The following is a 23,517-nucleotide window of genomic DNA, read 5'->3' on the forward strand; positions in this document are numbered from 1 at the left end:
AGGCAGGGTGTAAGGGTGACACGCCTTCCTACCTCAACCTCCTGGGGTGTCACGGTCACGTGCTCTCCCACCTCGACCCCCTGTGGTGACCGGTGCACGGTCCCCTACAGCAACCCCAGGGGGTGTGACGGCCACCCGCTCTCCTATCTCAACCCCCCAGGGGGTGCGACGGCCACCCACCCTCCTACCTCACCACGAGGGGGTGGGGGCCGAAGCGAACACTAAAGAGACAGGGGGATGGAGACGCGGGTGGGGTTCTCTTCGGGGGAGGTCACCTCGACGCGGTGGCCGACGGTGCTCTCGGAGAGGTAGCGGGCGTCGCGGCTGTCGACCACGACCGCAAGCCGGTGTCCGGCGGGGACGTCCCACACCACCGACGACAGTTCGGTCTCCACCGTCACGGGGGTGCCGGGGGTGCCGTCGCGCAGGGTGTAGGGGGCGTGGCTCAGCAGCGAGCCCACCCCGCGGGAGTCGATCGCGTACAGGTACACGAACACCGACTGGTCCACGGCGGTCGGGGTGAACGTGAACGTCACCTCGGGGGTGCCGGCGACCCGGGCGCCGTCCGGATAGGCGGGGCTGGTCCACACGGCCGCCCGGTACCGGTCCACGGTGGGCAGCAGGACCCCGGTGGGCACGTCGAAGAACTGCTGGAGCGCGCCCGACAGGATCACCGTGCCGCTGCGCGCGGTCGTGCCGATCCCGGTCCGGAAGTCGTAGTCCCAGCCGGTCGCCGGTTCCGTCTCCATGGCGCCGGAGCTCTGCCAGCGCAGCCAGTCCTTGCTCGGCTCGCCGAGGTAGTACTCGTCGGTCCCGGTGGTGACCGAGGCCCAGTCGGGGTGCGAGGTCCATCCGCCGCGACCGTTGTTGGGCTTGACGCGCACGGGGTCCTCGGAGCCGATCCCGTTGTCCTCGCCCTTGAGGTGGTGGTCGAACCAGCGGGCCAGGTCCTCCCAGACCTCGTTGGGCAGCCCCACGGCGCCGAAGGCCTCGGGGGTGGCGTGGTCTCCGGGGGTGAGCATCAGCCGCTTGGGGCCCGAGAGCCGTTCGTAGAAGTCGGTGATGTGCCCGACCGGGAACATCCCGTCGTTCCAGCCGTGCGCGATCATCACGGCGGTCCCGTTCTCGTTGATCCGGTCCACCTTGGTGGCGGCGGAACGGTCCGGGGACAGGTCGAGGGCGGGCTGGATGTTGCCGCGCCGGTATTCGCGTTCGATCTCCTCCAAAGCCGCTCCGGGGCGCCCGAGCAGGTTGCCGGCCAGGAGCAGGAGTTCGGCGGACTGCACGTCGACGGTCTCGCCGGGATAGAGGGAGGCGCCCAGGTCGGCCCAGCCGCTCATGGAGGCGACCGCTCCGATCCGGTCGTCCTCGGCGGCGGTCAGCAGACTGATGCCGCCGCCGTAGGAGATGCCGGCCATGCCGATCCGCTCGGGGTCGGCCTCGGTGTGCTCCAGGGCCCAGTCGATGACGGCGCTCGCGTCGGCGCGGTCCTCGGGGCCGGCGACCTCGATGCCGCCCTCGGAGTCCCAGAAGCCCCGGGAGGTGTAGGCGACCACCTGGTAGCCGGACTCCTCTGCCAGCTTCTTGGCGGCGCCGACGTAAAGGATGTGCGGGGTGCCCCAGGCGGAGGGCATGACCAGGAGAGGGTGCGGGCCCTCGACACCGGTCGGGGTGATGACCTTGGCCCTCAGCTCGGTGCCGCCGTGGCCGGCGATGGTCTCGTAGGTGATGGTGGAGCCCACGCTCTGGGCGGCGGCGGGGGCCGGGGACAGGAACGCGGCGACGAGTACGGTCGTCACCGCCAGGGCGAGTACACGGGGGAGCGTGCCGACGCGGGCACGGGTTCTGACGGGGATCATGGCGAAACCTCGTTCGGGGCGGGGGAGAGGTTCCGATGGGTCGTCGCGCCTCACCATCGGGGGAGGGCCGGCGTTCGGTCGGACCGGCCGTGTTCGGCGTCTCACTTTACTGTGAGGTAACTTACTCAGTGGTCAAGTTAAGCGATACGCGCCCGCCTGTAAACCTCCCGTGACGCCACGATGTCGCCCGGGTCGAGGAACCCCGAAGCACGGCGGAGCCCCGTGCCGGTGGGCGACAATGGGACGGTGCGAGAAGAACAGCAGCGAACAGTAGTGATCCTCGGGTCCACCGGATCCATCGGGACCCAGGCCATCGACATCGTCCTGCGCAACCCCGGACGTTTCCGGGTGGTGGGGCTGGCCGCGGGCGGCGGACGCGTGGATCTGCTCGCCGAGCAGGCGGCACGGCTCGGCGTCGAGCGGGTGGCGGTGGCCGACCCCGAACGGGCGGCCGAGCTCGCCCGTCCGCTGAAGGAGTGGGGGGCCTCCCCGGACGTGCTGACCGGGGCCGAGGGCGTGGCCGAGCTGGCCGGCTCCCCCTGCGACGTCGTCCTCAACGGGATCACCGGGGCCCTGGGACTGGAGTCCACCCTCGCCACGCTGCGCGCCGGGACCACCCTGGCCCTGGCGAACAAGGAGTCCCTCATCATCGGCGGCCCGCTGGTGCGCGACCTGGCCGCCCCCGGGCAGATCGTCCCGGTCGACTCCGAGCACTACGCCCTCGCCCAGTGCTTCCCGTATCTGCCCGAGGGCGAGCTGGCCAGCCCGGCCCAGGGGCTGGTGCACGCCCGCCGCGACGAGGTGCGTCGTCTCGTCATCACCGCCAGCGGCGGCCCCTTCCGCGGCCGTAAGCGAGAGGACCTGGCCGAGGTCACCCCGGCCGAGGCGCTCGACCATCCGACCTGGAGTATGGGCCCGGTCATCACCGTCAACTCCGCGACCCTGGTCAACAAGGGTCTGGAGGTCATCGAGGCCAGCCTGCTGTTCGACATCCCCTTCGAGCGGATCGACGTGGTCGTCCACCCCCAATCGATCGTCCACTCCATGGTCGAGTACGTGGACGGCACCACCCTGGCCAAGGCCAGCCCGCCGAGCATGATGATCCCGATCTCCTACGGCCTCGGCGCGCCCGAACGGGTGCCGGACGCCGCCCCGGGCATGGACTGGACCAAGGCCCAGAGCTGGACCTTCGAGCCCCTGGACGAGGAGGCCTTCCCCGCCGTGCGGATCGCCGCCGAGGTCGGCGCCGAGGGCGGCACCGCCCCGGCCGTCTACAACGCGGCCAACGAAGAGGCCGTCGACGCCTTTCTCGGTGGAAGGCTCGCGTTCCCGGCGATCATGGACACCGTCTCCCAGGTAGTCTCTGAACACCAGCGGACGGACCGCCCGGGAGCCTCGACCCTGACCCTGGACGACGTGTACGCCGCCGACACCTGGGCCCGAACCCGCGCGCGCGAGCTGCTGGCGCGCGGCTGAGGACCGATTCTGGCTTGAGGAGAGATACATGGTCGTGCTGCTGACCGTGGTCGGGATCATCCTGCTCGTCCTGGGACTGCTGCTCTCGATCGCCTGGCACGAACTCGGCCACATGGCCACGGCCAAGATGTTCGGCATCAAGTGCACCGAGTTCATGGTCGGCTTCGGCAAGACCCTGTGGTCGACGAAGCGCGGCGAGACCGAGTACGGCGTCAAGGCGGTGCCGTTGGGCGGTTTCGTGCGGATGGTGGGCATGCTCCCGCCGTCCCGTCGCGAGGCGGATCAGAGCGCGAAGAAGATGTCCCGGTGGCGGGCCATGGCCGAGGACGCCCGTGAGGCCTCCTACGTCGAGTTGAGCCCCGAGGACGAGGACCGGCAGTTCTATCAGCGCTCACCCTGGAAGCGTCTGATCGTCATGTTCGCCGGTCCCGCGATGAACCTGATCCTGGGCGTCGCCCTGCTGGGCGTGCTCTTCATGGGCATCGGCGTCTACAAGGACACCACCGAGATCGGCCTGGTCACCGAGTGTGTGGCTCCCATGGGCAGTACCGCCACCGAGTGCACCGACGACCTGCCGCCGACCCCGTCGGCGGAGGCGGGGCTGCTGCCCGGCGACGTGATCGTCTCCGTGGGCGGCACCGAGACCCCCGAGTGGGTCGACGCCAACCGGGAGATCCGGGCGGCCGACGGCCCGACCGAGTTCGGTGTCGAGCGGGACGGGGAGCGTTTCACCACCACCGTCGACATCATCCAGAGCGAACTGCCCGCCCGTGACGCCCAGGGCGATTTCATCTACGAGACCGATGAGAAGGGCGACCACGTCTACGACGAGCAGGGCCGTCGTGTCCTGGAGAGCGAGACGGTCGGCTTCCTGGGCATCGTCTTCGCCAAGGAGCGGGAGACCCTCACGGTCGCCGAGTCCGCCTCCGAGACGGGCGACATGCTGGTCAACGTCGGCCAGGCGATCATCGCCCTGCCGAGCAAGGTGCCCGAGGTGTTCGGCGCCGCCTTCCTGGGGGAACAGCGCACCGAGGACTCACCGGTCGGGATCGTCGGCATCTCCCGCATCGGCGGCGAGATCATGTCGCAGGGGCTGCCGGTCGCGGACACCGCCGCGCTGATGATCAGCATCCTGGCGGGCGTCAACCTCTTCCTGTTCGCCTTCAACCTGGTGCCGATCCTGCCGCTGGACGGCGGGCACATGGCCGGGGCGATCTGGGAGTCGATCAAGCGCGGGGCCGCGCGCCTGTTCCGACGCCCCGACCCGGGGCCGGTGGACATCGCGATGCTCACCCCCGTGGCCTATGTGGTGGTGGCCTGCTTCCTGGTGTTCAGCGTCATCCTGCTCGTGGCCGATCTGTTCAACCCGGTCCTGTTGTTCGGCTGATCGATCCGGCCGGGCCGAAAGACCACCGAGGGGCACGGAACATCCGTGCCCCTCGGCGCGTCTCGGGGCGGATACGGGGGTGAACAGGGGACGAACCGGTGTGAGTGCCGCCACGAGGGGCGGAGCGGTGCTTCGGAGGCGGGTAACCTTGGGTGCGCGTTCCGGGAACGACGGCACGGCCCATCGGCCGACCGAACGGTGCACCCGAACGCGGAGCCGGCGCCGCTTCGGCGCCCCTCGCTCCCACGAACCGCGACATCAAGTGCCGCCCCCCTCCGGCGGCAGACGAGGTGAATCAAGCGTGACCGTCGATCTCGGTATCCCCGCAACTCCGCCGCGCCCGCTGGCGACCCGGCGCAAGACGCGGCAGATCATGGTCGGGAACGTTCCCGTGGGCGGTGACGCCCCGGTGTCCGTGCAGTCGATGACGACGACCCGCACCTCCGACATCAACGCGACCCTCCAGCAGATCGCCGAGCTCACGGCCACGGGGTGTCAGATCGTCCGGGTGGCCGTGCCCACCAACGACGACGCCGACGCGCTGCCGATCATCGCGAAGAAGTCGCAGATCCCGGTGATCGCCGACATCCACTTCCAGCCCAAGTACGTGTTCGCGGCCATCGAGGCCGGTTGCGCGGCCGTGCGCGTCAACCCGGGCAACATCAAGAAGTTCGACGACAAGGTCGCCGAGATCGCCAAGGCCGCGGGTGAGGCGGGCACCCCGATCCGGATCGGCGTCAACGCCGGTTCGCTCGACAAGCGTCTGCTGGCCAAGTACGGCAAGGCCACCCCCGAGGCGCTGGTGGAGTCCGCGCTGTGGGAGTGCTCGCTGTTCGAGGAGCACGGCTTCCGGGACATCAAGATCTCGGTCAAGCACAACGACCCGGTCGTGATGGTCAACGCCTACCGTCTGCTGTCGCAGGCCTGCGACTACCCGCTGCACCTGGGCGTCACCGAGGCGGGCCCGGCCTTCCAGGGCACGATCAAGTCCTCGGTGGCCTTCGGCGCCCTGCTCTCGGAGGGCATCGGCGACACCATCCGCGTCTCCCTGTCGGCCCCGCCGGCGGAGGAGGTCAAGGTCGGCGCCCAGATCCTGGAGTCGCTGGGCATGCGCGAGCGCGGCCTGGAGATCGTCTCCTGCCCGAGCTGCGGCCGCGCCCAGGTGGACGTCTACACGCTCGCCGAGGAGGTCACCGCCGGTCTGGAGGGCCTGGAGGTGCCGCTGCGCGTGGCCGTCATGGGTTGCGTCGTCAACGGCCCCGGTGAGGCGCGTGACGCCGACCTGGGTGTGGCCTCGGGTAACGGCAAGGGTCAGATCTTCGTCAAGGGCGAGGTCATCAAGACCGTGCCCGAGTCCAAGATCGTCGAGACCCTCATCGAGGAGGCCATGCGCATCGCCGAGGAGATGGGCGAGGCCGGGGCCGAGGGTGAGCCCAGTGTCTCGGTGACCGGTTGATCCCACGCTCGGCCCCGCGGGGATCGAGCGTTCGTGAGGGGGAGTACGGCGTGGGCCGTGCTCCCCCTCACTCGTTTCCGGGGGAGGGAACAGCCCGCCGACGGTGGCGCTTACAGGTGCCGGTGGGTGTCGAGTGATGTCGTCGCAGGTCAGAAAAGCGCTGTTACCCAGGGTATCCATCTGTGGCAAGTGTCACGTTCGGTGACGTTTTCTTGCGCGGATACGCACGAACAAGGCGACTGAACACGACAAACGCAACGAATGTGGGTCATGTTACTCAGGCAACAGCATTAATGTTGCCTGGGGCACATTTGGGATTCCGTTGGTCTGATGCGGCGTTATCCCCTCCGTGTCCACCCGCAGAACATCGAGGAGTCGATTCGTGGTTGACCAGAAGACACCCGCCAAGGGGGACACGGTCGCGCCCACACTCGGTCGGCGTCTGAGCAGACGCAAGCCGGTCGAGAAGCTGGTGGCCGAGACCGAGAGCGACAGCGGTCTACGCCGCACCATGGGATTCTGGCAACTGTCGATGATCGGTATCGGCGCCACCCTGGGCACCGGTGTCTTCGTGGTCCTGGGCGAGGCCGTGCCCATCGCCGGCCCCGCCGTCATCGTGGCGTTCGTCCTGGCCGGCATCACCGCCCTGTTCTCCGCGCTGGCCTACGCCGAGATGGCCGGGATGATCCCCGCCTCCGGTTCGGCCTACTCCTACTCCTACGCCACCATGGGCGAGTTCATGGCCTGGGTGTGCGGATGGTGTCTGATGCTCACCTACGGCGTCTCCATCGCCGCGGTCGGCGTCGGCTGGGGGCAGTACATCAACGAGCTGCTCCACCTGACCACCGGACTGGCGCTTCCCCCCGCGCTGCTGGCAGGCCCCCTGGAGGGCGGCGTGGTCAACGTGCCCGCCGCGGTCGTCATCCTCCTGTCGATGTTCGCCCTGCTCGCCGGGGTGCGCGAGAGCACCCGGGTCAACGCCGTCATGGTCGCGATCAAGGTCCTCATCCTGGTCATGTTCGTGGCCATCGCGATCACCGCCGTCCAGCGGGGCAACTTCGCGCCCTTCATGCCGATGGGCATGGCCGGGGTCTCCGCGGCCGGAGCCACCCTGTTCTTCTCCTACATCGGCTTCGACTCGGCCTCCACCGCCAGCGAGGAGGCCAAGAACCCGCAGCGCGATCTTCCGCGCGCGATCATGTTCTCCATGATCCTCGTGACGGCGATCTACTGCCTGGTGGCCTTCAGCGCCGTGGGCGCCCTCGACTGGAACGACTTCGCGGACGGCGAGACCACGCTGGCCGGGATCCTGACCATGGTCACCGGAACCCCGATCTGGGCGGTCGTCTTCGCCGCCGGCGCCGTCCTGGCGCTGGCCAGTGTGGTTCTGGTCGTCCTCTACAGCCAGACCCGCATCCTCTACGCGATGTCGCGCGACGGCCTCATCCCGAAGGCCTTCTCCAAGGTCGACGCCAAGGGCACCCCGCGCGCCAACACCGTCATCACCTCGGTGTTCATCGCCGCCCTGGCCGCCTTCATCCCGCTCGGCCCGCTCGCCGACGCCACCGCGATCGGCACGCTGTTCGCCTTCGCCCTGGTCAACGTCGCCGTCCTGGTGCTGCGCAGGACCCGCTCCGACCTCGAACGCTCCTTCCGTATGCCGGGCGCCCCGGTCACCCCGGTCCTGGGCGTGCTCTCCTGCGCCTACCTGATGTTCAGCATGTCGCTGAGCGTATGGATCGCCTTCGGCGCCTGGCTCGTGGTCGGCCTGATCATCTACTTCGGATACAGCATGCGCCGTTCGGCTCTGGAGGACGAGCCCGAGGTGGACGTCCGCGTCTGACGCGGACCGCTCGAACGGGTACGGGGCGGCGGGGAGAGGAGATCTCCCCGCCGCCCCGTCTCATGTGGCCACGGGCGCGTCGAAGTCGACCCTGTGGTCGAAGACCGGGGAGTGGCCGCCGGCCCCGGCCGCCCGGCGGAACACCAGGGGCAGCAGCAACCGGTCGCGGAGGAAGACCCCCACGGGACGGGTGACGAGCTTCAGGTCGCCCCTCCGGGTGCCCTCCTCGATGATCGCCTCCACCCGCCCCCGGCGGATCCGCTCGTAGGCGGCCAGACCGCGCTCCGGGGTGTCGGAGTCCCGCAGGCACATGGCCAGGACCAGCGCGTCCTCCATCGCCATCGACGCCCCCTGGCCGCTGGAGTTGGGCAGCGCGTGGGCGGCGTCGCCCAGGAGCGCGACCCGGCCTCGGTGCCAGTGCGGCAGGGTGGGGATGGTGTACACACCGCGCGGTCGGAACAGGCGCGGTTCGGAGGCCCGCAGCACGGTGTCGAGGTCGCCGGTCCGGTCGATCGCCAGGTCGAGGGCGAAACGTTTCCACTCCGAGTCCGGGCGTGCGGCGATCTCCTCCCGGGTGAGCTCGGGATGCGGAACGTTGACGAACCAGTAGGCGTCCCCGTCCGGCGCGGTCTGGTATCCGGCGAAGGCGCGACGTCCCCAGATCAGTCGGGAGGTGTCCGACGGGGTGGGCGGGGCGCCCGCGTTCGGGGTCCGTCCGCCCAGGTCGAGGAGGCCGGTGTAGGTCGGCGCGGGGGCGTCGGGGAACAGGGATCGGCGCACGACGGAGTGGATCCCGTCGGCCCCGACGAGGACGTCGCCCCTCTCGACGGACCCGTCGGCGAACTCCGCGATCACCTCGCTCCCGGTGTCGGTGTGGCGGACCAGGCGGCGACCGTACTCGACGGTGGTGCCCAGGTCGGCGGCGGTCTCGGCCAGGACCGTCTGGAGCACGCCCCGTCGTGCGCTCACACTGCGCAGTTCCGGTTCGAGTTCGGTGGATCCGTCGGACAGGCGTCCCATGATCCGTCCCCGGCCGTCGCGGAACTCGATCCTGGAGGAGGGCAGGGTCCCGGGCGCCTCCAGGACCGGGCGCAGCAGATCGAGCGAGCGCAGCACCGCCAGGCCGTTGGGGGCCAGCCCGAGGTGGGCGCCGAGGTTCGTGCCGGGGCCGTCGTGGGCCTCGAAGACGGTGGCGTCGATCCCCGCGCGGCGCAGGGCGGTCGCCGCCACCGGGCCGCCGATTCCGGAGCCGATGATCAGAACACGCATGAGAACCACCTCGGGTAGTCTGGTGTCGCCCAGTTATTTCTTTCGCACGAACGAAATATTAAGAAGGAGTGGCGATCGATGTCAACACCCGACGAGGAGAACGTCGAACACGAGCGCCTCGAGCGGGCGCGGGCCCGGGTCTCGGAGGCCGGGCGGCACCAGAGCAACGCGGCCGTCATGTTCCACACCGCGCTGGGCGATCGGCTCGGTATCGGCGTGACCGACTGGAAGATCCTCGGTCTGTTGGAGGAGAACGGCCCGCTCACCGCGGGAGAGCTCGTGCGACTGTGCGGTCTGGCCCCCGCCTCGGTGACCGGGGTCGCCGACCGCCTCGAACGGCGCGGCTACGTCCGTCGACGCAAGGACGAACGGGACGGCCGGCGGGTCCTGGTCGAGCTCGGCCCCGACCTCCCCGGCGACGTCCAACGGCTGTTCGCCGGCTTCCTCCGGCGCCTCGACGGACTCCTGGAGCGCTACGACGCTCGTGAGCTGGAGGCCTTCGCCGACCTCCTCGAAGAGGTCGCCCGGATCCAGACCGAATCCGCCGCCGAACTGACCGAGGAGGGGGAGCAGGGGGCCGGGGCGCGACGGTGAACGGGCGGGGCGGGAATCCTCCGGAGCGCCCCCGTGTTCTCCTCCAGGACGGTAACCGGCGTGGACGTGCGTCACCGCGCAACGAACCGGCGTCGGAGCGTGCGAACTCGCAACAGGTCGATGCTCCGGCACACGCTTCCGACGCCCCCGTCAACCTAGAGTGGGAGCGGCCTTCGGGAACGTCCTCGAACGGTCCCATCAGCGACGATACGGAGGAAAGAGCGATGCCCGCACCACTGCGCGTGGCCCTGGACCAGGGCACCGGACGTAGCGGCGACACCGCCTCCTCCCTGAGCCGTCTCGCCGATCGGGCCCGCGAGGCCGTGGGCGAGGGCGCCGCCCTCCTCGTCGGTCCCGAGATGTCGCTGTCCGGCTACAACATCGGCCCCCGGGTGCGGGAACTGGCCGAGCCGGCCGACGGTCCTCTCTTCGAGGAGGTCGCCCGCATCGCCGCCGACACCGGCGTGGCGATCGTCTACGGCTTCCCCGAACTCGCCGACGGGAACGTGTACAACGCGGTACGGCTCGTGGACGCCACGGGGGCCTCCCTCGCGCTCTACCGCAAGACCCACCTGTTCGGCGACCTGGACCGGAGCCTGTTCTCCCCGGGGACGGAGCCGATCGTCCAGGCCGACCTGGGCGGACACCGTATCGGCCTCCTCGTCTGCTACGACGTGGAGTTCCCCGAGATGGTGCGGGCGCACGCCCTGGCCGGTACCACCCTCCTGGTCGTGCCCACCGGCCTGATGGCGCCCACCACCTCGGTGGCCACCCTCCTCGTGCCCGCCCGGGCCATGGAGAACCAGATCCACCTGGCCTACGTGAACCGCTGCGACACCGAGGGCGACCTCGACTACGTCGGGCTGAGCGCCCTGGTCGGCCCCGACGGCGGCGAACTGCTGCGCGCAGGCCCCGACGAGGAACTGCTGTTCGGCGACGTCGATCCGGCCGCCGTCGCGGAGGTCCGGGCCGAACAGTCCTACATGGACGATCGTCGAGCGGACCTGTACGGCCACCGCTGACCGATCACCGCCACACCCACCACCGCCACACCCACGATCCAGCCCCAGTGAAGGAGGGCCCCATGACGTCTGCCGTGCCCACGGCCGCCGGAACCGCTTCCCAGGGTGAACCTCCCCTGAACATGTGCGGGCCGGACTTCCCGTTCGCCTACGACTCCTACCTGGCGCACCCCGCCGGGCTGGGCCAGGTGCCCGCCGAACACCACGGCACCGAGGTCGCGGTGATCGGCGGTGGCCTGTCCGGCATCGTCACCGCCTACGAGCTCATGAAGATGGGCCTGAAGCCGGTCGTGTACGAGGCCGACCGGATCGGCGGACGTCTGCGCACCGAGCGGATGAAGGGCTGCCCCGACGACGTCGTCGCCGAGATGGGCGCCATGCGCTTCCCGCCGTCCTCCACCGCCTTCTGGCACTACGTGGACCGGGTCGGCCTGCGCACCACGCCCTTCCCCAACCCGCTGGCCTCCTCGACCCCGAGCACCGTCGTCGACCTCAAGGGCGAGTCGCACTACGCCACGGAACTCGACGACCTTCCCGAGGTCTACCGCGAGGTCGCGCGGGCCTGGGACCGGACCCTGGAGAGCGTCGAGCACACCCGCATGCAGCGGGCCATCCGCGAACGCGACGTCGCCACCCAGAAGGAGATCTGGAACCGCCTGGTCGAGAGGCTCGACAACCAGACCTTCTACGGCTTCCTGTGCGACTCCCCGGCCTTCTCCTCCTTCCGTCACCGGGAGATCTTCGGCCAGGTGGGCTTCGGCACCGGCGGCTGGGACACCGACTTCCCCAACTCCATCCTGGAGATCCTGCGGGTCACCTACACCGGCGCGGACGACGACCACATGGGCATCGTCGGCGGCGTCGACCGGCTCCCACTGCGTCTGTGGGAGGACGCCCCGGACAAGCTCGTGTACTGGGCGCAGGGCACCTCCCTCGCCTCGCTGCACGACGGCGAGCCGCGTCCGGCCGTGACCGCGCTGCGGCGCACCGCGGCCAAGGGGCGTCCCGAAGGCAACATCACGGTCACCGACGCCTCCGGCTCCACCCGGACCTTCCCGACCGCGGTCTTCACCGGCCAGGCCTGGATGCTGCTGTCCAAGATCGACTGCGACGACGACCTGCTGCCCATCGACCACTGGACCGCGATCGAGCGCACCCACTACATGGAGTCCTCGAAGCTCTTCGTTCCGGTGGATCGCGCCTTCTGGCGGGACAAGGACCCCGAGACCGGCCGTGACGTCATGAGCATGACGCTCACCGACCGTATGACCCGCGGCACCTACCTGCTGGAGGGGGAGGACCCGGACGCGCCCGCCGCGATCTGCATGTCCTACACCTGGTGCGACGACTCGCTCAAGTGGCTGCCGCTGTCGGCCGGCGAGCGGCTGGAGGTCATGCTGGCCTCGCTGGGCAAGATCTACCCGGGCGTGGACATCCGTTCGCACATCACCGGCGACCCGGTCACGATCTCCTGGGAGGACGAGCCCTACTTCATGGGCGCGTTCAAGGCCAACCTGCCCGGCCACTACCGGTACCAGCGCCGCCTGTTCACCCACTTCCGCCAGGACGACCTGGAGGAGCGTCACCGCGGCCTGTTCCTGGCGGGCGACGACATCTCCTGGACCGCCGGCTGGGCCGAGGGCGCGGTGCAGACCGCGCTGAACGCGGTGTGGGGCGTCATGCACCACTTCGGTGGCGAGACGGACGCGACCAACCCCGGCCCGGGCGACCTGTTCGACGAGATGGCCCCGGTCGCCCTCCCCGAGGACTGATCCGAGAGCACGCGCTCCCTCGCGTATCCGGCCTCGGCCCGCGTTCCGACGTGGGCCGGGGCCCTTCTCACGCGGGGAAGGGCCCTTCGGTCCGGGCCCCGTGCGGGGTGGCCGCTTTCGGCCCGCGGGTGCGCGTGTTCCGTCGGTCCCCGCGGGTATCGATCCGGTACCCCTCCCGGTTCCCGCTCCGGGCCCGGACCTCCCGACGGGATTCCCCCATGCGTACCCCCGCGCGCGACCCCCTCCGCAGCGTCCACTGGTCACCGGTGACGGCCATGTCCGCGCCCATCGTTCTCTTCGCCTGTTTCGTACTGCTCATCGAGACCGGTGAGGCGGCGTGGGAGATCTCCCCGTGGTTCGGCGTCGGGGGCCATGTGATCGTCTTTCTCCTCTTGTGGGCCTGGTGCGCGAGCGCCTTCGGCTACGTGACCCTGATGCGGGAGGACGGGCTCCTCACAGGGGGGTCCGGACCGTCACCCGGGTCCGGTGGGTCGATGTCGAGAGTGTGCGGGTCACCGAGGACGCCCGGATCGAGATCCGCACGAGGGACGAGGGGCTCGTGGTGGTCCGGACCTACTGGCGTTCCCGACCCGCCATGTTCCTCGGCACCGGCCCGGCCGAACGGCTGGCGGAGCGGATCTCCGCGCGGGTGGAGGAGCTCCGGGCGGATCGGGTGTGGCACGACGACGGTCTGTCCCGGGCGCGCCGCTCCTGCTCCCCGATACCCGTGCTGGTGGCACCCCTGGCCTTCGGCCTCACCTGGGCGGGGGCGTTCCTGGCCGCCCGCTGGTACCTCTAGCCGTCGCCGCCCTCGGCGGTCCTAGGAGAGGTCGGCGGAGCCGGCGAGGACGGGTCGATCGATCAGTCGGGACAGCACCAGGGTGCTCTTGGTGCGCACCACGAAGGGCTCGGCGCCGATGCGCTCGATGACCTCCTCCAGGTGGCGTGTGTCGCGGGCGCGGACCTGCACCACGGCGTCGGCGTCCCCGGTGACGGTGCAGGCCGAGGTGACCTCGGCGTAGCCGGCCAGTCCGGTGCGGATCTCCCCAGGGGAGGTGCGGGCCCGGCAGTAGAGTTCGATGAAGGCCTCGGTGGTCCATCCGATCGCCTCGGGTTCGACCACGACGGTGAAGCCGCGCACGGCGCCGGATTCGACCAGCCGATCCACACGGCGTTTGACCGCCGAGGGGCTGAGACCGACCTCGCCCCCGATCTCGGCGAAGCTCATCCTCGCGTCCGCGCCGAGTATCGCGATGATCCGCTCATCGACACGATCCAGCCGCATTGCGCCCCTTTTGTCCACGTCTGATCTGACCAGGGCACATGTTACCGCCGAAGACCCCGAATGGGGCCCGTGTCGTTTCCTCTCGTCACGCTCCGTGATGGAAAGAATGCAGTGGACGATTCGACCGGAACGCGGAGGATGGACCAGTGCGAGCACGAACCGGTACACCATGGGTCGCCTTCTGCGGCGGAGGGGCCCTTCTCGCATCCCTGGTGGCGATGCCCCCCGCCCAGGCCGCCCCGCAGGGGCTCGCCCCGGAGGCCGCGGCCCCCGTCACCCGGGTCGACCAGCGCTCCCTGGACTGGCGGCCCTGCGAGGACCTCGAACCGGTCGAGAACGAGACACTCGAATGCGCGACCCTCACCGTGCCCCTGGCCCGTGACGTCGCCCCCGCGGACACCCGGGACCTCGCCGAGACCGTGGACATCGCACTCTCACGAGTGCCCGCCACCGGTACCGCCGAGCACACGATGCTGGTCAACCCGGGCGGCCCCGGCAGCGCCGGACGCCGCTGGGCCTCCCACACCCACCTGCGCATGCCCGAGGAGCTACGCGAGATCTACGACGTGGTCGCCTTCGACCCGAGGGGCATGGGCGCCTCCACCCCTTCCGTCTCCTGCGACCCCGCGTTCTTCGCCCCGGTCCGCAAGGACACCGTCCCCGCCGACGAGCGGGAGGAGGCGGCCCTGCGCGCCGACGCCGAGGCCTACGCCCGCGCCTGCGCCGAGAACACCGGACCGATCCTGGACCACATGCGCACCGAGGACACCGCCCACGACATGGACGCCATCCGGGCGGCCCTGGGCCTCGACCGCATCGACTACCTGGGCTACTCCTACGGCAGCTACCTCGGAACCGTCTACAGCGCGCTCTACCCCGACCGGGTCCGCGCCCTGGTGCTGGACAGCGTCGTCGACCCGGACCGGCCCTGGTACGAGAGCAATCACGTGCAGAGCCGCTCGCTGGACCGTGCCGCCCGGAACTTCTTCGACTGGGTCGCCCGCCACGACGACGTCTACGGCCTCGGGACCGACGGCGAGACCGTCGCTCGCGCCTACTACGACCTGCGGTCCGAACTGCGCGCCACCCCGGCCGAGGGTACGGTCGGCCCCACCGAACTGGAGGGGGCCGTGATCGTGGTGGCCTACAGCGGCGGAACCTGGCCCGACGTGGCCCGGGCCCTGTCCGCCCGGATCCGCGAGGGCGACTCCGCCCCGCTGCTGGAACTGCACGAGGACTACGGCGACGACGCCGGCAGCGACCCCGCCTACGGCGGCTACCTCGCGGTCCAGTGCACCGACGCCGTGTGGCCGAGGGAATGGGGGACCTGGTCCGCCGACGCGCGCGGGGTCGACGCGGACGCCCCCTTCATGGGGTGGCATAACACCTGGTACAACGCGCCGTGCGCCACCTGGAGCGCCGAGTCCGAGCCCTGGTTCCAGGTCGGCGACGGCCCCGGCGAACACCCCGCCTACGACGGCCCCGCGCTCATCGTGCACGCCACCCACGACGGCGCCACCCCGGTGGAGGGCTCTCTGGCCCTGCGCGAGCGTCTGCCCGGTTCCTCGCTGGTGATCGAGGACGGCGGCATCACCCACGGAGTCTCGCTCACCGGCAACACCTGTGTGGACGAGACCGTCGTCGCCTACCTCCGCGGGGGACGCCTGCCCGAACGCGGAGAGGGCGGGGCCGACCTCACCTGTGACGGGCGGCCCGAACCGGAGCCCCGCACCTCGCAGAGCTCCTCGCACACCCCGGTGGACCGACTCGGACCGATCGGTCTCGAATACCCGGGTGAGAGCGAAGCGCCGGTCGAATAGGCTGGGTTCGGCGCTCATTCGTCGTGGCACCGCGGACCGTTCCGGATACCGGTCCGGCGGGTCCACGGGAAGATGGGGAGATGCGATGCTGCGGACCGCACCGGTTCGGATTCTGGGCGAACGCCATCGGGAGGCCGTGTACGCGCTCCTGGACGCCGACCCCGTGGGCAACGTCTTCGTGGCCTCGCGCCTGAGCACCACCGGGATCTCCGGTGGCGGCGGCGCCGAGGTGTGGGGACACGTCGAGCGGGGTCGGCTCACCGCTCTGTGCTACTCCGGGGCCAACCTCGTCCCGGTCAACGCCGGACCGGCAGCCATCCGCAGCTTCGCCGACCACGCCCGCTGGCGAGGACGACGCTGTTCGTCGATCGTCGGCCCGGTCGAGGCCGTCGGCGACTTCTGGGAACAGATCGAACCGGCCTGGGGCCCCGCCCGCGCCATCCGCGCCAGCCAGCCGGTCCTGGAGATCGACGGCCCGCCGGCGGTACCCGCCGACCCCCTCGTACGTCGCGTCCGTATCAGTGAACTCGACGCCCTCGTGCCCGCCTGCGTGGCCATGTTCACCGAGGAGGTCGGGGTCCCGCCGGACTCCGGCGACGGCGGAGCGCTCTACCGGGCCCGGGTCGAGGAGCTGGTCCGTACCGGCCGCGCCTTCGCCCGCATCGAGGACGGGCGGGTGGTCTTCAAGGCCGAGATCGGCGCCGTCACCCCGCAGGTCTGCCAGATCCAGGGCGTGTGGGTCCACCCCGATCTGCGCGGCCGAGGCCACTCCACCGCCGGCATGGCCGCCGTGGTCTCCTACGCCCTCGCCGAGTTCGCGCCCCGGGTGACCCTCTACGTCAACGACTTCAACACCGCGGCCCGCGCCACCTACCGGAGGGTCGGCTTCCGCCAGGTCGGCGAGGTCATGTCCGTCCTGTTCTGACCCCGCCCCGCCCGTTTCCGACGTTTCCCCGTCAGGTTCGCCCCGCTCCACGGACGCCGTGAGGACCCCCGGGTAGCGTGGAGGGACCCCGCCCCCGTTCCCCCGCGCCCGAGGAAGACCGATGCTCCGTAACCCGACCGGGCGCGACCGGCTGGGCCTGGCCCTCCTGCTCGCCATGCTCACGGTGTTGGGCCCGCTCAACATCGACATGTACCTTCCGGCCTTCCCGGAGATCTCGGCCGACCTCGGCGCCTCCGCGTCCCAGGTCCAGGCGAGCCTCACCTCCTGCCTGATCGGGCTCGCGGTGGGACAGGTCGTCATCGGTTCGGTCAGCGACGCGCGCGGACGGCGAGGTCCCCTCCTGGTCTGCGGCGTCCTCTTCGTCCTGGCCTCCGCGCTGTGCGCGCTGGCCCCCGGAACCCTCGTCCTGATCCTGGGCCGTTTCCTCCAGGGGTTCACCGCCGGGGCCGGGGTGGTCCTCTCGCGGGCCGTGGTGCGCGACGTCTTCGACGGGGCGGCGCTCACCCGCTTCTTCGCCCTGATCATGGTGGTCGTCGCGGTCGCCCCGATGGTCGCGCCGATCCTGGGCGGTGGTGTCCTGTGGCTGCCCTTCACGGACTGGCGGAGCGTCTTCTGGTCGCTGGCACTTCTGGGCGTGGTGATCGTCCTGGTGGTGGCGGCGCGTCTCCCAGAGACCCTCCCCGCGGAACGGCGCATCCCCGCCACTCTGGGCGGGAGCCTGCGCGCCATGGGAGCCCTCCTCCGGGACCGCCGCTACCTGGGGTACACCCTCGTCGTCGGGTTGTTGCACGGCGGCAGCTTCGCCTACGTGGCAGGCACCCCCTTCGTCTACCAGGACCTGTACGGGGTCTCCCCGCAGGTGTTCGGCCTGCTGTTCGGGGTCAACGGCGTCGCGATCATCCTGGGCAGCGCGGCGGTGGGCCGGCTCGGCGAGAGCGTGGGGGAACGTCCTCTGCTCCGCCTCGCGGTCGTCACCGCCCTGGCGGCCACGACGGTGGTGCTCGGCACCGCGCTCCTCCAAGGGCCGCTGATCCTCCTGGTCGTCCCCATCTTCGTCTACATGACCTGCATGGGCGTGATCCTCACCGGATCCTTCGCCCTGGCGATGGAGGGCCAGGAGAGCCGGGCGGGCAGCGCCGGATCTCTCCTGGGCGCCCTCCCGATGCTGATCGGCGCCGTCGTGGCGCCCCTGGTCGGAGTGGACGAGACCACGGCCGTCCCCATGGGGATCCTCCTGTGCGCGACCTCGGCCCTGGGTCTCCTCGCCCTGGTCACGATGACCGGCGCGCCCGGGCGGGAGACCGAGAGGATCTCAAAGACATGAGACGACGGAGGGGCGGGGCACGCCGCGCGCGCCCCGCCCCTCCCCTCGGCCACGGAGCTAGACCTCGCGGACCTCGTCGCTCTCGGCGTCCATACCGAGACGCTCGGGGGCGCCGGGGAAGGACAGCTCGAAGTCGGGGGTGTCGGCGATCAGGGCGCGCGTGTACTCGTGCTCGGGGGACGACATCACCGTGCCGACCGGACCGTACTCCACGATCTCGCCCTTGTTGAGGATCGCCACCCGGTCGGCGATGTTGGACACCAACGCGATGTTGTGGGTGACGAACAGCAGGGCCATGCCCTCGTCCTGCAACGAACGCAGCAGCTTGACGATCTCCGCCTGCACCGAGACGTCCAGCGCCGAGGTGATCTCGTCGCACACCAGCAGGTCGGGGCGGGTCGCCACGGCGCGCGCGATGCACACGCGCTGACGCTCACCGCCGCTGAGCTGCTCGGGGAAACGATCGGCGTAGGAGGCGGGCAACGCCGCACGCTCCAGCGCCTCGGCCACGACCCGGTCGGGGGAGTCGGGGCGGCCCACCAGGTGGCGGTAGGGGCCCAGGATCTGCTCGCGGACCCGCTTGCGCGGGTTCAGCGCCTCGTACGGGTTCTGGAACACGTACTGGATCCGTCGACGCTGGTCGGCGGTGCGCCGGTAGCTGCTGGTCGCCAGCGGCGAACCGTCGAAGAGCATCTCCCCGGAGAACTGGTGGTGCAGACCCGCCACCGAACGCGACAGGGTCGTCTTTCCCGACCCGGACTCGCCGAGCAGGGCCACGCACTCGCCGGCGGAGACCGACAGGTCGATCCCCTCCAGCACCCGGGTGCGTCCGTACCCCGCGGACAGATCGCCGATCCGCAGCAGCGGCTCGTCCGTACGGGCCTCGGGTTCCTCGTGGCCCGACGTCCGCAGCAGGGGCACCGCCATCAGCAGACGGCGCGTGTACTCGTGTCGAGGGTCGGACAGGACCTCGGTGGTACGGCCGTGCTCGACCAGCTCGCCCCGGTACATGACGGCGACGTCGTCGGCCAGGTCCGCGACCACCGCCATGTCGTGGCTGATGTACACACCGGCGGTCCCGTAGTCGCGGGTCATCGACCGGATGGTCTCCAGCACGTGCGCCTGGGTGGTCACGTCCAGACCCGTGGTCGGCTCGTCCATCACGATCAGGTCGGGACGTCCCACGAACGCCATCGCGATCGCCACGCGCTGCTGCTGTCCACCGGACAGCTGGTGCGGGTAGCGGCGCAGGAAGGCGTCGTCGTCGGGCAGCGCCACCTCGCGGAGGACCTCGCGCACCCGCTCCATCACCTGGTCCCGGCCCAGTGAGGCGTCGTGCAGGGCCTCGGAGAGCTGGACGCCCAGGCGCAGCGCGGGGTTGAGCGCCGAGGCCGGCGACTGCGGGATGTAGGCCACGGCGCGGCCTCGCAGCCGTCGCACCTGTCGCTCGGACAGCGCCGCCAGGTCGTGCTCGCCGACCCGCACCCGGCCCCGGACGATCTCCGTGGCTCGCTTGAGGTGGGCCAGCAGCGACAGGCCCAGGGTGGTCTTGCCCGACCCCGACTCGCCCACCAGACCGAGGATCTCGCCCCGGTTCACGGTCAGGGACACGTCGCTGATGATCTCGACGTCCGAGGGACGGCCGATCACCGTGATCCCGTCGACCTCCAGGACGACACCGTTCCGGGTCTCCGATCCGGTGTTCTTCTCCGTCTGCTCCGTCACTTCTCGACCCCCCGGTCGATACCGATCGCCGCGCGGGAGAGCCCGTCGGTGATGAGGTTGGCGCCCACGGTCAGGATGGCGATCGCCGTCACGGGCAGTGCCACCGCCCACGGCTGGACCGCCATGCCCTGCCGGTTCTCGTTGATCATCAGCCCCCAGTCGGCGGTGGGCGGTTGCAGACCCATGCCGAGGAAGCCCAGCACGGCCACCACGCCGATGGAGTAGGTCAGACGCAGGCCCAGCTCCACCAGGAGCGGGCTGGTCACGTTCGGGAGGATCTCCACGACCATGATCCGCCAACGGGGCAGACCGATCGCCTCGGCCGCCTTCACGTAGTCCTGTTCGATCACCTTGCGGGTCGCCTCGCGGATCACCCGGGCCACACGCGGCATGTGCGAGACCGCGATGACGGCCACGATCAGCCAGACCTTCGGGCCGATGATCGACATCACCAGCAGCGCGGCGATGAGCTGCGGGAAGGCCAGCAGCACGTCGTTGGTCCGCATGAGGACGTCGTCCACCCAACCGCGACGGTAACCGGCGACGATGCCGACCACCGTTCCGGCGGCCACACCGATGCCCGCGGCCGCGCCGGCCAGCAGGAGCAGGGTCCATCCACCCCACAGGAAGCGGGTCAGGACGTCACGGCCGCGGTTGTCGCCGCCGAACATGGCGCCGGCGGCGTCCGCCTCGAACGGCCTGGCCACGAACTCGGTCGGGGTGTAGGGGGCGATGAAGGGGCCCACCACGGCGATCAGGACGATCAGACCGGTCAGGACCACACCCACCTTGGTGCGGCCGAAACGCCACGCGGTGCGGAACAGACCCGGACGACGCCGGGCCGGAGCCTCGGAGACGGTGTTCGTCGAAGACGCGTTCATCGGTTCGCGACCCTCACCTTCGGGTTGGCCGCCAGCCCGATCACGTCGGCGATCAGGTTGACCAGGATGTAGATCCCCGCGATGAGCAGGACCACGGCCTGGATCAGCGGAACGTCACGGTTCTCGATGGCGTCCATGAGGATCTTGCCGATACCGGGGAAGTTGAACAGGAACTCGATGGCCACCACGCCACCGGCCAGCCAGGCGAGCTGGAGGGCGACGACCTGGGCCACGGGGCCGATCGCGTTGGGGGCGGCGTGACGCCACAGCACCGTGCGCTCGGACATGCCCTTGAGTCGCGCCTGCTGCACGTACTCGCTCTCCAGGACCTCGATCATCGTCGCCCGCATCATGCGGACGATCGGCGGGGCCACGGCCAGGGCCAGGGTCAGGACGGGCAGCACCCACTGCTCGGGGCCGCCGTCACGGGCGTAGACGGATGGGAACAGGCCCAGTCCGCCGGGGCCCAGGAGGAGGATCGCCAGGATGCCGATGACGAACTCGGGGATGGAGGCGACGACCAGCGTGCCCATGGAGGAGGCGTGGTCGAAGCCGCGGTCCCGGCGCAGCGCGCTGAAGGCGCCGACGAACAGGGCGATGGGGGTCGCCACGAGGGCGGACAGTCCCATCAGGGTCATCGAGCTGCGGATGGGGTCGGCCAGGTATTCGGCGACGGGCAGCCTGTTGGAGAAGGAGGTGCCCAGGTCCCCCTGGAGGATCCCCTGGAGCCACTGGAGGTACTGCACGGCCACCGGCTGATCCAGATTGAGCTGGTCGCGGAGGGCCGCCAGACGCTCGGGGGTGGCGTCCCGGCCCAGGATGAGCTGGGCCGCGTCACCCGGCAGTGCCTGCGTGGCCGCGAAGACCACGAGCGACACCGCCCAGAGCGTCAGTGCGCCGAAGAACAGGCGGACGACGATGAGTCGAGTCATGGTGAACTTTCGGTAGCGGGCCCGAGGAGTTCCGCCGGGGGAGAGAGGAGGCGCGGGCCCGAGAGGACGGGGGTCGAAGGGAACGCTTCGGAAAGCGCGTACCCGGGGCCGGCGCCGGCCGGCCCTCTCGGGGCGCCCGCGCGCCTCCCCGAGATGGGGGAGGGCACGGGCGAACGCTCCGAAGGAGGCGACCTAGTCCTGTTCCATCCACATGGTGTGGAAGGCGTAGGAGCCCAGCGGGTGGCCGGAGACGGCGGGGGACAGGCCGTGCACCCGGACCGAGTGGGCGTCGAGCAGGTTCACGAAGCCCCACACGATGTAGCCGCCCTCTTCGTACTCGATCTCCTGGGCCTTGCGGATGAGCTCGTTGCGCTCGTCCTCGTCGGGGGTGCTACGGGCCTTCTCCAGGTACTCCAGCCACTCCTCGTGCTCGCCCCACATGGTCTCGTTGTAGGGGGCGCCCACGACGGAGCCCTGGGTGGTCTGGGTGATGTAGTTGCGGGCGCTCCAGAAGTCCTGGCCGAAGGGGTAGGGGAAGCCCTCCTCCGGGTTCCAGTAGTCGCTGGGGTTGACCCGGCGCAGGGTCACGTTCACCCCGGCCTCACGGGCCTGCTCCTGGAAGACCTCGGCGGCGGCGACCACGCCGGCGCTGATGTCGGAGGTGACCAGTTCGACGTCCAGGCCGTTCTCGTGACCGGCGTCGGCCAGCAGACGCTTGGCCTCGGCGATGTCCTGCTCGCGCTGATCGAAGTCCTCGGGGTAGGACGGGTCCATGCGGGCGTACATGTCGTTGCCGATCTGGCCGTACCCGGCCAGCGCCTGGTCGACCATCTGCTGGCGGTCCACGATGAGGCGGAAGGCCTGACGGACGCGCACGTCGTCGAAGGGCTTCTCCTCGACGTTCATGGTGAACGGCAGCCACATGCCGGTCTCGGACTCCATGATCGTCATGTTCGGGTCGCCCTCGATGATGGCGACCTGGGTGTGCGGCACCTGGCTGATGACGTGGACGTTGCCGCTGTTGAGGGCGTTGACGCGCGCGTCGTCGTCGGGGAAGTCGATGATCTCCAGCTCGTCGACGTACGGAAGGCCCTCCATATGGAAGCCCTCGTGCCGCTCGAAGACGCTGTACTCGCCGACCCGGAACTCGGCGAACTTGAAGGGGCCACAGCCGATCGGGTTCTCCGGGTCGTAGTCCACGGGGACGACGCAGTTGTAGTACTCGGCGAGAGCCTCGGGGAGGGTGACCAGCGGTTCGTCGACGTGGATGATCACGGTCCGCTCGTCGACGATCTCCAGCTTCTCGGGGTCGACGCCGGGCATGTCGCCCTTGCCGCGCTGGGGGTCGTCCGGGTCGAGGATGCGCTTGAGGGAGTAGACGACCGCCTCGGAGTCGACGGGGGAGTCGTCGTGGAAGGTCAGCCCCTCCTTGAGGACCAGGGTCCACTCGGTGGCGTCCTCGTTGGGTTCCAGGGACTCGGCCAGGTACGGCTCGATGGTGCCGTCGTTGTCGTAGCGCATCAACGCCGCGTAGAGCGCGAAGTTACGCGCGATGTCGACGTTGTCGGTGGGGTCGTGCGCGTCCAGGGTGTCGTTGGCGCCGCCGCCCGCCACACCGATCTTGAGCCGGCCGCCACGCTGGGGCTCGCCCTCCGCGCCACCGCCCGAACCGGAGTCCGATCCGCCGCAGGCGGCCAGGACCGGGGCGAGGGCCGCTCCGGCCGCTGAGGCCTTGAGGAGGCTGCGGCGGCTGGTGAGCATCTTGGACGCGGGGGTGGACTCTTCGGACAGGGACGGCACGTGGCACCTCAAAGGGACGGGGAACATCGGTCGGCCGACACGTCGATGACACGCGGTGACTGGGGGGCTGCCCCCGGGTGGTGCGGGATGCCGGCATCAAGATCCTTGTTCGCCCTACATCAAGCG

General features: G+C 70.2%; 18 protein-coding genes. 11 read left to right on the top strand and 7 right to left on the bottom strand.

The window, feature by feature from the left end:
* Positions 1 to 221: 221 nt before the first annotated feature.
* Positions 222 to 1,859 carry a CocE/NonD family hydrolase gene (locus TR33_RS21265; protein ID WP_017533613.1) on the bottom strand — a complete coding sequence of 546 codons (1,638 nt, stop codon included), beginning with the start codon at positions 1,857 to 1,859 and terminating at the stop codon, positions 222 to 224.
* A 273-nt stretch (positions 1,860 to 2,132) separates the two neighbouring features.
* Here TR33_RS21265 and dxr point away from each other — a divergent pair, with 273 nt between their 5' ends.
* From dxr to TR33_RS21285, 4 genes are all read left to right on the top strand, one after another.
* Positions 2,133 to 3,335, top strand: a complete 1,203-nt coding sequence (dxr, locus tag TR33_RS21270; RefSeq protein WP_042285006.1) for a 1-deoxy-D-xylulose-5-phosphate reductoisomerase — start codon at positions 2,133 to 2,135, stop codon at positions 3,333 to 3,335.
* A gap of 28 nt (positions 3,336 to 3,363) precedes the next feature.
* Positions 3,364 to 4,722: a M50 family metallopeptidase gene (locus TR33_RS21275; protein ID WP_017533615.1), complete on the top strand. Its 1,359-nt coding sequence runs from the start codon at positions 3,364 to 3,366 to the stop codon at positions 4,720 to 4,722.
* A 301-nt stretch (positions 4,723 to 5,023) separates the two neighbouring features.
* Positions 5,024 to 6,178 carry a flavodoxin-dependent (E)-4-hydroxy-3-methylbut-2-enyl-diphosphate synthase gene (ispG, locus tag TR33_RS21280; protein ID WP_017533616.1) on the top strand — a complete coding sequence of 385 codons (1,155 nt, stop codon included), beginning with the start codon at positions 5,024 to 5,026 and terminating at the stop codon, positions 6,176 to 6,178.
* 382 nt (positions 6,179 to 6,560) lie between these two features.
* Entirely contained in the window at positions 6,561 to 8,021 is a 1,461-nt protein-coding gene (locus TR33_RS21285; RefSeq protein ID WP_042285008.1) for an amino acid permease, read from the top strand.
* Positions 8,022 to 8,081: 60 nt separating this feature from the next.
* Here the strand turns inward: TR33_RS21285 and TR33_RS21290 are convergent, their stop codons facing one another.
* A complete protein-coding gene (locus tag TR33_RS21290; RefSeq protein WP_042285200.1) occupies positions 8,082 to 9,290 on the bottom strand; it encodes an FAD-dependent monooxygenase in 1,209 nt (402 codons plus the stop codon).
* Between the two features lie 78 nt (positions 9,291 to 9,368).
* On the opposite strand from TR33_RS21290, the gene TR33_RS21295 reads away from it, so the two are divergent.
* The 4 genes from TR33_RS21295 to TR33_RS27310 all read left to right on the top strand — a co-directional run bounded on the left by TR33_RS21295 (position 9,369) and on the right by TR33_RS27310 (position 13,477).
* On the top strand, positions 9,369 to 9,884 hold the full coding sequence (locus TR33_RS21295) for a MarR family transcriptional regulator (RefSeq protein ID WP_014909924.1): 516 nt from the start codon (positions 9,369 to 9,371) through the stop codon (positions 9,882 to 9,884).
* 224 nt (positions 9,885 to 10,108) lie between these two features.
* Entirely contained in the window at positions 10,109 to 10,906 is a 798-nt protein-coding gene (locus tag TR33_RS21300) for a carbon-nitrogen hydrolase family protein (protein WP_042285011.1), read from the top strand.
* 62 nt (positions 10,907 to 10,968) lie between these two features.
* Positions 10,969 to 12,678 carry a flavin monoamine oxidase family protein gene (locus TR33_RS21305; protein ID WP_014908855.1) on the top strand — a complete coding sequence of 570 codons (1,710 nt, stop codon included), beginning with the start codon at positions 10,969 to 10,971 and terminating at the stop codon, positions 12,676 to 12,678.
* A gap of 505 nt (positions 12,679 to 13,183) precedes the next feature.
* The gene (locus tag TR33_RS27310) at positions 13,184 to 13,477 is read left to right on the top strand and encodes a hypothetical protein (protein WP_234305917.1); all 294 of its coding nucleotides are present in this window, start codon (positions 13,184 to 13,186) and stop codon (positions 13,475 to 13,477) included.
* Positions 13,478 to 13,498: 21 nt separating this feature from the next.
* On the opposite strand, the gene TR33_RS21315 is transcribed toward TR33_RS27310, so the two are convergent.
* The gene (locus TR33_RS21315) at positions 13,499 to 13,963 is read right to left on the bottom strand and encodes an Lrp/AsnC family transcriptional regulator (protein ID WP_014910969.1); all 465 of its coding nucleotides are present in this window, start codon (positions 13,961 to 13,963) and stop codon (positions 13,499 to 13,501) included.
* A 146-nt stretch (positions 13,964 to 14,109) separates the two neighbouring features.
* On the opposite strand from TR33_RS21315, the gene TR33_RS21320 reads away from it, so the two are divergent.
* From TR33_RS21320 to TR33_RS21330, 3 genes are all read left to right on the top strand, one after another.
* Entirely contained in the window at positions 14,110 to 15,783 is a 1,674-nt protein-coding gene (locus tag TR33_RS21320; RefSeq protein ID WP_042285013.1) for an alpha/beta hydrolase, read from the top strand.
* 85 nt (positions 15,784 to 15,868) lie between these two features.
* A complete protein-coding gene (locus TR33_RS21325) occupies positions 15,869 to 16,708 on the top strand; it encodes a GNAT family N-acetyltransferase (protein WP_014909790.1) in 840 nt (279 codons plus the stop codon).
* Positions 16,709 to 16,829: 121 nt separating this feature from the next.
* Positions 16,830 to 18,053 (top strand): multidrug effflux MFS transporter, encoded by a 1,224-nt coding sequence (locus TR33_RS21330; RefSeq protein ID WP_017533622.1) that lies wholly within the window; start codon positions 16,830 to 16,832, stop codon positions 18,051 to 18,053.
* A 57-nt stretch (positions 18,054 to 18,110) separates the two neighbouring features.
* On the opposite strand, the gene TR33_RS21335 is transcribed toward TR33_RS21330, so the two are convergent.
* The 4 genes from TR33_RS21335 to TR33_RS21350 form a co-directional block, all read right to left on the bottom strand.
* Positions 18,111 to 19,778, bottom strand: a complete 1,668-nt coding sequence (locus TR33_RS21335) for an ABC transporter ATP-binding protein (RefSeq protein ID WP_042285016.1) — start codon at positions 19,776 to 19,778, stop codon at positions 18,111 to 18,113.
* A complete protein-coding gene (locus tag TR33_RS21340; protein ID WP_017533623.1) occupies positions 19,775 to 20,659 on the bottom strand; it encodes an ABC transporter permease in 885 nt (294 codons plus the stop codon). The genes TR33_RS21335 and TR33_RS21340 overlap by 4 nt, the downstream gene beginning before the upstream one ends.
* Positions 20,656 to 21,591 carry an ABC transporter permease gene (locus TR33_RS21345; RefSeq protein WP_014913593.1) on the bottom strand — a complete coding sequence of 312 codons (936 nt, stop codon included), beginning with the start codon at positions 21,589 to 21,591 and terminating at the stop codon, positions 20,656 to 20,658. The genes TR33_RS21340 and TR33_RS21345 overlap by 4 nt, the downstream gene beginning before the upstream one ends.
* A gap of 192 nt (positions 21,592 to 21,783) precedes the next feature.
* Entirely contained in the window at positions 21,784 to 23,391 is a 1,608-nt protein-coding gene (locus tag TR33_RS21350) for an ABC transporter substrate-binding protein (protein ID WP_014912561.1), read from the bottom strand.
* Positions 23,392 to 23,517 lie beyond the last annotated feature (126 nt).

The sequence above is a fragment of the Nocardiopsis alba genome (genome assembly GCF_000710955.1).
In the GTDB taxonomy this organism is placed as follows: domain Bacteria; phylum Actinomycetota; class Actinomycetes; order Streptosporangiales; family Streptosporangiaceae; genus Nocardiopsis; species Nocardiopsis alba.